Source organism: Bradyrhizobium sp. AZCC 2230, assembly GCF_036924495.1.
In the GTDB taxonomy this organism is placed as follows: domain Bacteria; phylum Pseudomonadota; class Alphaproteobacteria; order Rhizobiales; family Xanthobacteraceae; genus Bradyrhizobium; species Bradyrhizobium rifense.
Genome location: NZ_JAZHRS010000001.1, coordinates 4,295,648 through 4,308,974 on the forward strand (window position 1 = coordinate 4,295,648; position 13,327 = coordinate 4,308,974).

The 13,327-nt window shown below is 64.6% G+C and carries 9 protein-coding genes; 5 read left to right on the forward strand and 4 right to left on the reverse strand.

What is annotated here, in order from left to right; all coding sequences use genetic code 11:
- Positions 1 to 9: 9 nt before the first annotated feature.
- Positions 10 to 1,371: an ABC transporter substrate-binding protein gene (locus V1280_RS20535; RefSeq protein WP_334527980.1), complete on the reverse strand. Its 1,362-nt coding sequence runs from the start codon at positions 1,369 to 1,371 to the stop codon at positions 10 to 12.
- A gap of 303 nt (positions 1,372 to 1,674) precedes the next feature.
- On the opposite strand from V1280_RS20535, the gene V1280_RS20540 reads away from it, so the two are divergent.
- Positions 1,675 to 3,108 carry a hypothetical protein gene (locus tag V1280_RS20540; protein WP_334527983.1) on the forward strand — a complete coding sequence of 478 codons (1,434 nt, stop codon included), beginning with the start codon at positions 1,675 to 1,677 and terminating at the stop codon, positions 3,106 to 3,108.
- A 6-nt stretch (positions 3,109 to 3,114) separates the two neighbouring features.
- Here V1280_RS20540 and V1280_RS20545 read toward each other — a convergent pair whose 3' ends face one another.
- A complete protein-coding gene (locus tag V1280_RS20545) occupies positions 3,115 to 4,416 on the reverse strand; it encodes an MFS transporter (protein WP_334527986.1) in 1,302 nt (433 codons plus the stop codon).
- A 316-nt stretch (positions 4,417 to 4,732) separates the two neighbouring features.
- On the opposite strand from V1280_RS20545, the gene V1280_RS20550 reads away from it, so the two are divergent.
- The 3 genes from V1280_RS20550 to V1280_RS20560 are packed head-to-tail and all read left to right on the forward strand — an operon-like array spanning position 4,733 to position 8,504.
- Positions 4,733 to 5,947 carry an ABC transporter substrate-binding protein gene (locus V1280_RS20550; protein WP_334527989.1) on the forward strand — a complete coding sequence of 405 codons (1,215 nt, stop codon included), beginning with the start codon at positions 4,733 to 4,735 and terminating at the stop codon, positions 5,945 to 5,947.
- Positions 5,948 to 5,955: 8 nt separating this feature from the next.
- Positions 5,956 to 7,689, forward strand: a complete 1,734-nt coding sequence (locus V1280_RS20555; protein WP_334527992.1) for an FAD-dependent oxidoreductase — start codon at positions 5,956 to 5,958, stop codon at positions 7,687 to 7,689.
- A 20-nt stretch (positions 7,690 to 7,709) separates the two neighbouring features.
- On the forward strand, positions 7,710 to 8,504 hold the full coding sequence (locus tag V1280_RS20560; protein ID WP_334527994.1) for an IclR family transcriptional regulator: 795 nt from the start codon (positions 7,710 to 7,712) through the stop codon (positions 8,502 to 8,504).
- Positions 8,505 to 8,669: 165 nt separating this feature from the next.
- Here the strand turns inward: V1280_RS20560 and V1280_RS20565 are convergent, their stop codons facing one another.
- A complete protein-coding gene (locus V1280_RS20565; RefSeq protein WP_334527997.1) occupies positions 8,670 to 10,820 on the reverse strand; it encodes an ADP-ribosylglycohydrolase family protein in 2,151 nt (716 codons plus the stop codon).
- Between the two features lie 33 nt (positions 10,821 to 10,853).
- Positions 10,854 to 11,831 carry a LacI family DNA-binding transcriptional regulator gene (locus tag V1280_RS20570; RefSeq protein WP_334538369.1) on the reverse strand — a complete coding sequence of 326 codons (978 nt, stop codon included), beginning with the start codon at positions 11,829 to 11,831 and terminating at the stop codon, positions 10,854 to 10,856.
- 155 nt (positions 11,832 to 11,986) lie between these two features.
- On the opposite strand from V1280_RS20570, the gene V1280_RS20575 reads away from it, so the two are divergent.
- Positions 11,987 to 13,327 (forward strand): ABC transporter substrate-binding protein, encoded by a 1,341-nt coding sequence (locus V1280_RS20575; protein WP_334528001.1) that lies wholly within the window; start codon positions 11,987 to 11,989, stop codon positions 13,325 to 13,327.

The following is a 13,327-nucleotide window of genomic DNA, read 5'->3' on the forward strand; positions in this document are numbered from 1 at the left end:
AAGCAGGTTTCAGGCCACCTTGAAGTCGTTCCAGCGCTTGTTCATGTAGGCCGCTTCATCCATCAGCGTGTTCCAGCACGAGATGTTCTTGACGCGGTCGAGGAACGAGCCGCCGTCACGCTTGGTGCCGGCCTTCTCCATCGCAACGCCGTAGGGATCGTTGATGACTTCCGGCGCCGGCTTGCCGTCGTACCAAAAATCCCATTCGGCAGCGGTCAGGAACTTCTTCGCCGTCGACGGCACCGGGCTGTAATAGCCGTAGCGGCCGACGAAGCCGCCCTGCCAGCCCGACAGATACCAGTTGAGATATTCGTAGGCGGCATCCAGCTTCTTGCCGGAGAGATGCTTCATCAGGCCCATGCCGTTGCACCAGCCGCGATAGCCTTCCTTGCCGTTCTTGACGTTCACGGGCGCGTAGACGCAGGGGATCTCCTTGACGCGGACGGCTGCGACCGCCGGCGACCACATCGACTGGATCACCACTTCGCCCGCCGCCATCAGCTGCACCGACTGGTCGAAAGTGGTCCAGGTCGCGCGGAACTGGCCCTGCTTCTTCAGCTCGATCAGCTTGTTGCAGGTGAAGTCGATCTCCTCCTTGGTCATGTTGCCCTTGTTGCCGTACTTGATCAGTCCGGCGCTCTCGAAGCAGAGCGCGGCATCCATGATGCCGATCGCGGGCACGTCGAGGATCGCGGCCTTGCCCTTGAACTTGGGATCGATCAGATCCTTCCACTCGGTCACTTCGTGGCCGACCAGATCGGGGCGATAGCCGATGGAGTCGGCGTTGTAGACCTGCGGCAGGAAGGTCGCCCATTCGGTGACGCCGTCGTTCAGATCGGTTGAATCGGGCTTCGCGATATACATGGCTTCATAGGGCGAGATGCCCTGGCGCGGGATCTTGTGGCCGTCGATCTCGCCCTTGGTGAAGATCGGCAGGATGTTGTCGAACTCCTTGATCTTCTTGACCTCGATGCCCTGGATCACGCTGCGCTTGGCGGCGAGCTTGGCCTGCCAGCCCTCGAGATCGGCGATATCGACCGTATTAGGCTGGCTTATGAAGCGGTTGATGGCCGCGGAGGTGTCGAGGTTCTGCATCGTCACCTTGAAGCCGAGATCCTTGGCGGCCTGGTCGCCGATCGCCTTCACCACCGAATAGGAGACGCCGACATGGCGCAGCTCGATGTCCTTGATCTCCTGCGCCCAGATGGTCGGGAATCCGCGGATTGCGTCCGATCCAACGGCTGCGCCCGCAACGGCGGCCGCACCCTTCAACAGCGTGCGCCGGCTCAGCTTTTTCGTCGACTTGACGCCCGTTTTGGCCTCCGTTCCCGCCGGATCGGAAGTCAACGTCCCCTTGGTCTCATCAGACATGGCAACCCTCATTGGTTACGATGAACGCTCGCACCGATCGCCATTGATCGGCTGCTTATGTGATCGTTACGCGTGAGGCTATGGCTGAGATTTCGCGAAGTAAAATTGGAAGTAGAAATTCGCCGTATAAACGCGGCTAATGGATCAGGCCGCTGCATTTGGTTTTAGCAGCGGCGCATAAGAAGGCGTCAGGACGTGTATGCAAGGCGCGGACTTCGATCGCACTGGCTCGTTCGCGCAGCAGGTGCGATAACAATTGCGCTGCTCGTTGCCGCAAGGTTGTGCGCGGCACACGCCGGCGATGTGTCTATTGCGCCGGAAAAGCTCAAGGCGATCGGCACGATCGATGCGCGCTTTCAATCCTACAATATCGAGATGGTGGAGGTGACCGGCGGGCGGTTCTGGAAGCCTTATCCGCGAATGATGCGTGCGTTCGATGAGCGGGATCGTTACAGCGCGAGACCACCGATCGATCTTGCCAATGCACGGCTGCGCAAGCTCGCTGCCGCGCTGGCGCCGGCCTATCTGCGCGTGAGCGGCACGTGGGCCAATGCGACGTTCTTTGCCGACACGGACGATGCGCCGGGCAAGCCGCCACCGGGATTCGACTCCGTGCTGAGCCACCAACAGTGGCGTGGCGTGATCGATTTCGCGCGCGCGGTCGACGCGGAGATCGTCACCTCCTTCGCGATCAGTCCGGGCAGCCGCGATGCCGATGGCATTTGGAAGACCGATCAGGCGCAGCGCCTAATCGACGCGACGCGTTCGCTGGATGGCCACATCGCGGCGGCGGAATTCATGAACGAGCCGACACTGGGCGCGGCGGACGGTGCACCGCCTGGATATGATGCGAAGGCCTATGGCCGCGACTTCAGGATTTTTCGCGAATGGATGCAACGCGCGGCACCTGACACGTTGATCGTCGGGCCGGGTTCAATCGGCGACGCGCCGTCGCCGTCCGGATCGGGCACCACCACGCGGGATCTGCTGGCCGCATCCGGCCCCGGTATCGATCGCTTCTCCTATCATCACTACAACACGCTCTCGCCGCGCTGCGGCGGCCGTGATGACCCGCCGCAGGCGCTCTCGGCGAGCTGGCTGGCGCGCACCGAGGCGACTCTCGCGATCTACCGGACCCTGCGTGACGCATTCGAGCCGGGCAAACCGATCTGGCTGACGGAGACAGCGGACGCGGCCTGCGGCGGCAACCGCTGGGACAAGACGTTTCTCGACACGCTCCGCTATCTCGACCAACTCGGGCGGCTGGCAAGAGCCGGCGTCCAGGTGGTGATGCACAACACGCTGGCCGCCAGCGATTACGGCCTGCTCGACGAAGGGACGTTCCGTCCGCGGCCGAGCTACTGGGCTGCGCTGCTCTGGCACCGGCTGATGGGCACGATCGTGCTCGACGCGAACTCGGTCGCCGCGCCGGATCTCCATCTCTATGCGCATTGCCACCCGGGCATGCGGGGCGCAGTGTCCGTGCTCGCGATCAACGCGTCCCGTCATGCATCGTCTGCCCTGACGCTCTCACACCCCGCCGAGCGTTACACGTTGCATGCGACGCGCCTGGAAGGCGCGACCGTGCAGCTCAACGGCCGGCCGCTCGCGCTGAGTGCCGATGACGAACTGCCCCGGCTTGTGCCGCACGCAGCAGCCGCGGGCCCGATCCGGCTTCCACCGGCGAGCATCACCTTCCTGGTATTTCCAGCAGCCGCGAATCCTGCCTGCCGTTAGCCGCTCTCAGGATTTGAGCGTGTCGCGCGCGGTCTCCGGCGCCATCAGCGTCGCAACAATGGTGATGATCGACAGCGCGATGATGTAGAGCGACACCGGCCAGTAGGTGCCGGCCCAGGCGAGCAGCGCAGTCGCGATCAGCGGCGAGAAGCCGCCGCTCAACGCGGCTGCGACATTTGCGCCGAGCGAGGCGCCACTGTAGCGCACCTGGGTGCGAAACAGCTCCGGCATGAACGCGGCTTTGGGTCCGAACAGCAGCGCATGCGTCAGCGTCACCGTGACCACGAGCGCGAGCGTGATCAGCACCGGCTCCTTGGTGTCGAGGAACCAGAACAGCGGAAACGCCAGCGCCACCGAGAACACACCGCCGGCGAGATAGAGCGCCTTGCGGCCGAAGATATCGGACAGCCAGCCGGCGAGCGGCAGCGTCGCGAATTCGACGATCGCGGCATAGACCACCGCATTCAGGATCACCTGACGCGGCAGGCCGAGCTTTGTCGTGGCATAGACCACGGTGAAGACGGTGAGGAGATAAGCGAGCCCGACTTCCGACACCGTGATGCCGATCGCCAGCAGAAAGCTGCGCCAGTCGCGACGCAGCACCTCCCACACCGGCTGCGCCAGCACCTCCTTGCGCTCGACCACCTCCTTGAAGTGCGGCGTCTCCGCGAGCCTGAGCCGCACGATGAAGCCAACGCCGACCAGCAGAATGCTGATCAGGAACGGCACGCGCCAACCCCAGCTCAAGAAGTCCGCTTCGGGCAGTTGCGTCATCAGCCCGAAAATGCCGGTGGAGGCGGCAACGCCGACGGGAAAACCGATCTGCACCAGGCTGCCATAGAAGCCGCGCCGATTGCCGGCATGCTCGGCCACCATGACCACAGCGCCGCTCCATTCGCCGCCGAGACCGATGCCCTGGATGAAACGGAGGATGACGAGCAGGACCGGCGCCCAGAGGCCGATCTGGCTGTAGGTCGGCAGGCATCCGATCAGGAAGGTGCCGAGGCCCATCGCGATCATGGTCGCGACCAGCATTGTCTTGCGACCGAGCCGATCACCGTAGTGCCCGATGATGGCGCCGCCGATCGGCCGCGCCACGAAGCCGACCGCGTAGGTCGAGAACGCCGCCAGCGTGCCGACGAACGGGTCAAAACTCGGGAAGAACAGCTTGTTGAGCACGAGGGCTGCGGCCGTGCCGTAGATCAGGAAGTCGTACCACTCGATCGCCGTGCCGAGCGCACTCGCCCACACCACATGCGCCGTCGTCGATCGCTCCGCCGCGCCGGAGACCCCCGTTGCTGCCGTCATTGCCATGCGCCCCAAGAATTCCAGACGGCATCATGGCCAATCGGGGTGATGGTTGCAACCTGCGGAGGCATTGCCTCAAACCGAGATCACATTGCGAGATTTTCGCGGCGCTGTTCCCACACCCGTCATTGCGAGGAGCCCTTGCGACGAAGCAATCCAGGCTGTCTCCGCGGAAAGATTCTGGATTGCTTCGCTTCGCTCGCAATGACGCATGGAGAGACCTAATTCGCCATTGACAAATCTATTCGCCAATATCTAATTTGATTCCCAGAACAACCGGCCGCGCCAAGTGGCCCATAAAAGAGAGGGAACGACGATGAGAGGGCTTTTGGCCTGCGCCATGCTCGCGGCCATGACTTCGACGATCATGACGTCTGTCGCGAACGCGCAAGTCTCCGACGACGTGGTGCGGATCGGCGTGCTGACGGATCTGTCGAGCTGGGGACGCGACAACAGCGGGCCGGGTTCGGTCGAGGCGGCCAAGATGGCGGTGGAGGAATTCGGGCCGACCGTGCTCGGCAAGCCGATCGAGATCATCAGCGCCGACCACCAGATGAAGACCGACGTCGGCGTGCAGATTGTGCGCGGCTGGTTCGACAACAGCAAGGTCGACGCGGTCGTCGACATTCCCAATTCCGGCATCGCGATCGCCGTGCACAACATGGTGCGCGAGCGCAACAAGATCGCGCTGCTGTCCGGCCCCGGCGCGAGCTCGCTGACCGACGAGCTGTGCAGCCCGAACACCGTGCACTTCACCTATGACACCTACGCGCTGTCCAAGGTGACCGCCTCGGCCGTGATCAAGGAGGGCGGAAAGTCCTGGTACTTCATCACCGCGGATTACGCCTTCGGCCAGCAGCTCGAGAAGGACGCTACCCGCTTCATCAACGAGATGGGCGGCAAGGTGCTGGGCGGCGTCAAGCATCCGACCAACACGGCAGACTTCTCCTCGTTCGCGCTGCAGGCGCAGAGCTCCAAGGCTGACGTGGTCGCCTTCGCTAATGCCGGCCAGGACACGGACAACGCCATCAAGCAGTCCGGCGAGTTCGGCCTGGTCCAGGGCGGGCAGAAGCTCGTCGGCCTGTTGATGTTCGACACCGACGTGCACGCGATCGGGCTGAAGTCCGCGCAGGGCACCTACATGACCACGGCGTCGTACTGGAACATGGACGAGGCGACCCGTGCCTGGTCCAAGAAATTCTTCGCCCGCACCAATGTGATGCCGACCATGATCCAGACCGGCGTCTACGGCTCAGTGCTGCATTATCTCAAAGGCATCAAGGCCGCCGGCACCGACGATCCGGCCAAGGTGATGGCCAAGATGCGCGAGCTGCCGATCGAGGACATTTTCGTTCATGGCGGCAAGTTGCGCGAGGATGGCCGTGTCATCCGCGACATGTATCTGGCCCGGGTGAAGTCGCCCGAGCAGTCCAAGGAGCCGTGGGATTATCTGGAGATCGTCAAGACCGTGAAAGGCGAGGACGCCTATCGCCCGGTCTCCGAATCCAAATGTCCGCTGTTGAAGAAGTGAGGTGAGACATGACCGGCAACGCGCGCAACGCAATTGAGACTTACGAGTGCGATGTGCTCGTGGCCGGATCGGGTGCGTCCGGCATGTCCGCCGCGATCACCGCGCGCTATCGCGGCCTCGACGCGCTGATCGTCGAGAAGGAGCCGCGCTTCGGCGGCACCACCGCCCGCTCCGGCGGCTGGCTGTGGATTCCTGGCACCTCGCTGGCGAAAGCCTACGGCATCGCGGAGACGCCGGAGCAGGCCCGCACGTATCTGCGGCACGAGGCCGGCAACAATTTCGATGCCGCACGCGTCGATGCGTTCCTCAGCGCCGGCCCCGAAGCGGTCGACTTCTTCACCACCAAGACGGCGCTGCGCTTCGACATGCCGCTGGTGTTTCCGGACTACCATGCCGAAGCGCCCGGCGGCGCGCAAGGTGGCCGTTCCATGGTGACGCGCCCGTTCGACGGCCGCGAGCTCGGCGAGCAGATCAAGACGCTCGGCATGCCGCTGCCCGAGCTCACCGTGTTCGGCATGATGCTGGGCTCCGGCAAGGAGATCATCCATTTCATGCGGGTGACGAAGTCGCTGACTTCGGCGGTCTACGTCGCAAAACGCCTGTCGCGGCATCTGATGGACGTGCTGCGCTATGGCCGCGGCATGACGCTGACCAACGGCAACGCGCTCGCCGGGCGCCTGGCGAAATCCGCGCAGGATTTGAAGATTCCGATGTGGCTGTCCTCGCCGGTGCGCGAGCTGACGGTCGAGAACGGCACCGTCACCGGCGCGATCGTCACGCGCGAGGGCCGCGACGTGCGTGTTCGCGCGAGGCAGGGCGTCGTCCTCGCCTGCGGCGGCTTCCCGCATGATGTCGAACGGCGCAAGAAGATGTTTCCGCACGCGCCGACCGGCCATGAGCATTTTTCGCCCGGCCCCACCGGCAACACCGGCGACGGCCTGCGTCTCGCGGAAAGTGCCGGCGGGCATGTCGAGGATCGGCTGCCGAATGCGGCGGCCTGGGTGCCGGTATCGCTGACCACGCGCAAGGACGGCTCGAAGGGCGTGATGCCGCATTTCATCGACCGCGCCAAACCCGGCGTGATCGCGGTGATGCGCGACGGCAAACGTTTTGCCAATGAAGGCAATTCCTATCACGACTTCGTCCAGGCCATGATCAAGGCGGCCAAGCCCGGCGAGGAGATCGCGGCCTATCTCGTCTGCGATCACCCGACGCTGCGCAAATACGGTCTCGGCTGCGTGCCGCCGTTCCCGATGCCGCTGGGTCATCATCTCAACACCGGCTATCTCATGCGCGGCGATACGCTCGAAGCGCTCGCGGCGAAGGCCGGCATCGACGCGAAGGCGTTCGCCGAGACGGTCAAGCAGTTCAACGCGGCCGCGCCGCTAGGCCACGACGCCGCTTTCGGCAAAGGTTCAAAAGCCTATAACCGCTACCAGGGCGACGCCATGCACGGCCCCAATCCCTGCATCGCGCCGATCGAGAACGGTCCGTTCTACGCCATCAAGATGGTGGTCGGCGATCTCGGCACCTATGCCGGCATCGTCACCGACGAGAACGCCCGCGCGCTCGATGCCGAGGGCCGGGTGATTCCCGGCCTCTATGCCGCCGGCAACGACATGGCGAGCATCATGGGCGGCAATTATCCCGGCGCCGGCATCACGCTTGGGCCGGCGCTGACCTTCGGCTACATTGCTGGCCGTCATCTCGCCGACAGCGCCGCCAAGCGCGACGCGGCGTAACCACAGCGCATCGGAGGCGCATGAAGAGGGAAAGCCGCGGCATCCAGTCGATCGAGGTCGGCGGAGAATTGCTCCGTGCGCTCGCGAGATGCGGCGAGCCGATGATGCTGCGCGATCTCGCGCGCGAGGCCGGCATGACGCCGGCCAAGGCGCATCCTTATCTCGCCAGTTTCTCCCGCATCGGCTTGATCGAGCAGGACGAGACCACCGGCCGCTACGAGATCGGCGCACTCGCGCTCGAGCTCGGCCTCATCAGCCTGCGACGTCTGTCCGGTGTTCGCATCGCCCAGCCGAAGATTGCGGCACTTGCGAGCCAGATCGGGCACGCGGTCTCGCTCGCGGTCTGGGGCACGCATGGACCGACCGTGGTGCAGCTGGAGGAGCCCGGCCAGCCCGTGCACATCGTGATGCGCGCCGGCTCTGTGATGGCGCTGCTGGAAACCGCAACCGGCCGCGCCTTTGCCGCGTTCCTACCGGAGAAGACGATCAACGCCGCGCTCGAAAGCGGGCTTGATCGTCACGGCGTCGGCTACAATCCGAAGCGTGCGGTGAAAGGCGCCAAGGTCGCCGAGATGCTCGCTGAAGTTCGCAAGCATGGCCTCGCCCGCGCGCTTGGCGATCCCCTGCCCGGCGTCAATGCGTTCTCCGCACCGGTGTTCGACCATGCCGGCCATGTCGCGCTGGTGATCACCGCGATGGGGCCGGAAGGGACCTTTGATGCGCGCTGGGACAGCCCGATCGCCCATGCCCTGCGCGACTGCGCCAGCCACATCTCGAAGCGGCTCGGCTCCGGCATGACGATCGCGGCGGAGTGAGGCGCCGCTAGAGCCAATTGCGCGGTGCGCCCCCTCCCGCTTGCGGAAGAGGGTTGGGGAGAGGGTGTCTCCGCAACGGGACAATCCCCTAGAGGAGAAAGCCCTCACCCGCGCCTTCGGCGCGACCTCTCCCGTAAGCGGGAGAGGTAAGAAAACCCACCACCGCTAGAGCGGCGCCACCCTCACCTCTTCGGCCGAGATCGATCCGCTGTCGACCACCAACGCGACCGCGCCGCCGGTCAATGGCAACTCGCCGGTGTCCTGCACGCTGAACAGCTTCCTGCCGTCAACATGAGCTTCGATCTCGCCCCCGATCACACGGAGCTCGACCTTGTATTTACGATCGAGCTCCCAGGCGAAGCGTTCGCTCGCAAGCACGACCTCGTCATGTACGCGCTTGACCAGGCGCACGCGGCCACCCTCGGCGCGGTCGAACATCAGCGCATAATAGCGCTCGCGTCCCTGCACGCGCGCGGCAAGCCCCCAGGCATTTGCCAACAGCGGCGTGATTTCCGAGGTCACGCGATAGTCCTTCCAGTCGCGCGAGCCCTGCGCGATGAAGCCGAGGCCATCGCCATTGGTGACGCGCAGGCCTTCCCAGCGGGTCTGGAACTGGCTGACATTGTTGACCCAGGCGTGCTTCCACATCGTGCTGACATTGTTGTCCGGACGCTTCAGCACGGTGTTCGCCGCGCCGCCCCAGGTCAGGTAGTCCAGATAAAGCGTGCCATCGACTCCGAGCGGATCGCGCGTCTCGATCTCGACACCGATCTCGAAGATCGGATAGGCGTTCGTCTCCGGCACCTGCCAGCTCAGCAGGGCCTCGCAGCCACCGGTGAGCTCCTGCGCATCGCCATGGATCTGCACCAACTCGTCGTGCTCGTCGTAGACGCTGGCGAACAAGCGCACCGCGACCGTGCCGCTGTCTGTTTCCGACTCCAGCCGGCACTCGACGCGCTGGCCTGAGTACAGCGTCGGGCACGACACCAGCTGATAGGTCGGCATCGTAAACACCTCCTTGTCGAAGAAGGTGGGGCTGGCGATGCGCGCCACACGCCCGGGCGCGAGGCGGCGGAAGTCGATCGCGAGGCTACGCTCGCCATTGCGGCTGTGGCCGGCAACGTTGCTGAGCTCGACCTCGTGCAGCCGCGCCGGCGAGCCGCCCTTGTTGTGGAAACCCTGCAGGCTGCCCGGAAAATTGAAGTTGAAACGCGCACCATCCTTGGCGACCGCAAGCGCCGGCGCTCCCGCCAGCGCAAGCCCCGCCGCGACCAGCGATTGCGTCTCGATCACGGCGTCGGTGATCGCGGCGCCGCCGTCGGCCGTCGAGATATACATCCGATCGGCGATCGGCGTGCGGAAGTCCGGCCCGGCATCGAGGCCGGCCAATCCAGTGCGGATGCCGAACAGGCAGCCGACATTGCCGGCGTTGCAGTCGGTGTCCCAACCGGCTGTGTTGGCGATGCGCATCGCGTCCTGAAAACTGTTCTCGCCGTAGAGCGTCGCCAGGATGATCAGCGCGTGGTTCGGCACGACGTGGCAATTGCCGTGGAATTTGTCGTAGCCGTAACGCCCGGCGATCAGCGCGCGGGTGCGTTCCCAGTCATTGCTGTTGTCGCCGGCGTGCCAGTCACGCACGTCATTGACCACGCGCCGGATCAGCGCGTCCTTCGGCACGAAGGCAAGGGCGGTGTCGATCAGCTTCTGCACGTCGCGCTCGACGAAGGCCTGCGCCTCCATCGCGGCGAGCAGTTTTGCGGCATGAACGGATTCGCCGTCATGGCTGACGCGCCCGGCCTGTTCCGCGAGATAGGCGGCCTGCTCGGGATTGCCAGGGCTCACCATCGCCCAGCCGTCGATGAATATCTGCGCGCCGATCTGTTCGGCCACGGTCGCGCCGTTCAGCTCGATCGAACCGCTCTGCGGCGCCGGGATGCCGGACTTCAGGCGGAGATAGGCGGTGTGCTCGGTGGAATTGCCGATGCCGCCCCACCACAGCACGGCCCGTTCCTCGACGATGTAGTTGAGCCAGGCGTGGCCAACCTGCTTCGCCGTCAGGCGCTTCGGATAGCCGTTGTCGGCGAGCGCGCGCGGAAACGCGAAGGTGCCGGAGACGTCATCATCGGTGACGACGAGATGATGCGAGCGCAGCGCCACGTCGCGGCGTTCGTTGACGTAGTAGTTGATCGGCCCGAGCTCCTTCATGATGCGCTCATAGGTCCAGCCCTCGAAAGGCCGGCCGAGATAGACGCCGATGAGCTTGCCAAGCACACCGGCATAGACGCGCTCCGCGTAGTCATGAGGAATTGCCGTCACTTGTTCACTCCCACGTTCCATTGCATCGCCCGGTCAGACCGACGAGCGTTTCATGATCTCGAATTTCAGCTCATGGCTCTTGCCGGGCGGTCCGAACCCGCCCGGCTGCAAGCGCCTCACCAGCGTCTCTGCCGCAAGCGCGCCAAGGTCGAACTCCGGCTGCCGCACCGTGGTGAGGCCGAGCAGCTTTGCGACCGGAATGTCGTCGAAGCCCGCGATGGCGATATCGCCGGGGATCGAGAGCCCGGCATTGCGCGCCGCCTCCATCGCGCCGAGCGCAAGCACGTCGCTGGCGCCGAACACAGCGGTCGGGCGCTCGCCCTTGCGTTGGAGCAGCCGCGTCATCGCGCGCGCGCCGGATTCTTCCGAATAGGCGCTGTCGGTGACGAAATCGGGCGATAGCCCGGCCTCCCGCATCACCGCGCTGTAGCCTTGCGCGCGTCGCTGGCTCGGGCCGAACTCGGCCTGGATCATGGCAATGCGGCGATGCCCCCGCGCGATCAGAAGCCGCGTCATCGCGGCTGCGGCTTCCGCGTTGTCGATATAGACGCTGTCGATCGCGAGCGGCCCGTCCGGCTTGTGCTGGCTTTCCAGCCGCACCAGCGGAATGCCTTTTCGCGCTAGCACCGCGAGTTGCGGCACGCGCAGGTGAAAGAACGTGGCGACCACGCCGTCGGCGCGCCCCTGCAGCAGCCAGTCGATCGCGCGCGCCTCGCGCTCTGGCCGCCCGTCTGTGTCGAAGATCAGCACGTCGTAACCGGCGGGCGCCGCGACTGTCTGCAGGCCACGAACGAGACCCGGATAGAACGGGTTGGTGATATCAGGGATGACGCAGGCAAAGGTCATGGTGCGCGCGCTGCGCAGCATCCGCGCCGGATGATTCGGCCGATAGCCGAGCCCTTCGGCGACCTCGAGGATGCGCGTCCGCGTTGCCGGCGGAACGGACGGCGTCTCCGCCTTGTTCAGGACGAGCGACACCGCGGCCTGCGAAACACCGGCCGCGAGTGCAATATCCTTCTGCGTGGGGCGGGCCGGCGCCGCTTTGTCGCGCCCCCTTCCCCCGCGCCGTCCTCGTTGTTGACGTCGTCATTCCGCTTAGTTATACGTATTACTAAAGCAAAATCAACAATCGCTATTTGCGCCCGAGGAAACCGAGGTTCATCGCCATGACCATGACCCGACGCCAGCTTGTCGCCGCCATTCCAGCCGCCGCGCTTGCAGCCAATCTGCCGCGTAGCGCCCGCGCCGAGGACGCGCGCAAGGTCGTGACCTTCTGGTTCGGTCAGGCGAATTCGGACGGACAAGCCGCACTGCGCAACGATCTGGTCGAGGCCTTCAATGCCTCGCAAGACAAATATCTGCTGCAGATGGAAGTGAAGGGCGCGGCGGTCAACAATCTGCTGAAGGTCGCCCTCGTCGCCGGCAATGGCCCTGACATCGTGCAGACCGCAGGACCCGCCTATCTCACCGCGATCGCCAATGCCGGCCAGGTGCTGCCGCTCGACGATTTCGCCGAGAAGTACAAATGGAAGGACCGTTTCCTCGCGCCCCTGCTCAACACCAGCGTCTATGGCGGCAAGCTCTACGCGCTGCCGCGCGACTATGAATCGATGCACCTGTTCTACAACAAGGAGCTGTTCAAGCAGAACGGCTGGAAACTGCCGACCAACCGCCAGGAGATGGAAGAAGTCGCCGACGCCGCGCTCGCCAAGGGCATCATCCCCCTCGGCGCCGGCAATGCCGACTGGAAGGGCGTCAACGAGTGGCTGATGACGGTGTTCTTCAACAACGTCGCCGGCCCCGACAATGTCCGCAAGGCGCTTGCCGGCGAACTACCCTGGACCGCGCCGCCCTTCGTCGAGGCCGTCGAGCTGTCGAAGGCCTGGTACAACAAGGGCTATTTCGGCAAGAACTACTTCTCCCTGACGATCGAGCAGAGCTTCCTTCAGGTCGTGAACGGCAAGGCGGCGATGGCGCTGGGCGGCACCTGGTCGTTCGGCACCAAATCCTACGGCATGTCCAAGCCCGACACCGTGATGGACGTGATGCCGACGCCGAGCCTCGGCTCGGCCTTCACGGGACCGCTGGTGCATCTTGCCTGCGGCGCGACACTGTCGATCGCCAAGACCTCGCAGAACGCGGAAGGCGCCGCGGCCGTGTTCGAGTTCATGCTGACACGCAAATTCTACGAGACGATGAACCGCGACTGGCCCGGAAAATGGGCGCTGCCGGTCAAGGATCTGCCGCCGGACATGCTGAGCGGCATCGGCTACCCCCTGTTCGAGAAAACCGTCGCCAATCTGCACGAGGCCTTCAGCAAGGGGCAGTACGGCTTCACCACCTGGACGTTCTGGCCGGGTGCCACCAACTCCTATCTGATCGAGGGCATCGAGCAGGTCTGGCTCAACAAGATCACAGCGGATGCTTACCTGACGCGGATGCAGACGCTGTTCAGCCAGGAAGCGAAGGAAGGCAAGGTGCCGCCGCTGCCGCCGCGGACGGCCTGA

Bases quoted from the DNA above. Each gene is read 5' to 3' on its own strand.
- V1280_RS20545 (WP_334527986.1), bottom strand. From the start codon at position 4,416: ATGACGGCAGCAACGGGGGTCTCCGGCGCGGCGGAGCGATCGACGACG.
- V1280_RS20560 (WP_334527994.1), top strand. From the start codon at position 7,710: ATGAAGAGGGAAAGCCGCGGCATCCAGTCGATCGAGGTCGGCGGAGAA.
- V1280_RS20550 (WP_334527989.1), top strand. From the start codon at position 4,733: ATGAGAGGGCTTTTGGCCTGCGCCATGCTCGCGGCCATGACTTCGACG.
- V1280_RS20575 (WP_334528001.1), top strand. From the start codon at position 11,987: ATGACCATGACCCGACGCCAGCTTGTCGCCGCCATTCCAGCCGCCGCG.
- V1280_RS20535 (WP_334527980.1), bottom strand. From the start codon at position 1,371: ATGTCTGATGAGACCAAGGGGACGTTGACTTCCGATCCGGCGGGAACG.
- V1280_RS20555 (WP_334527992.1), top strand. From the start codon at position 5,956: ATGACCGGCAACGCGCGCAACGCAATTGAGACTTACGAGTGCGATGTG.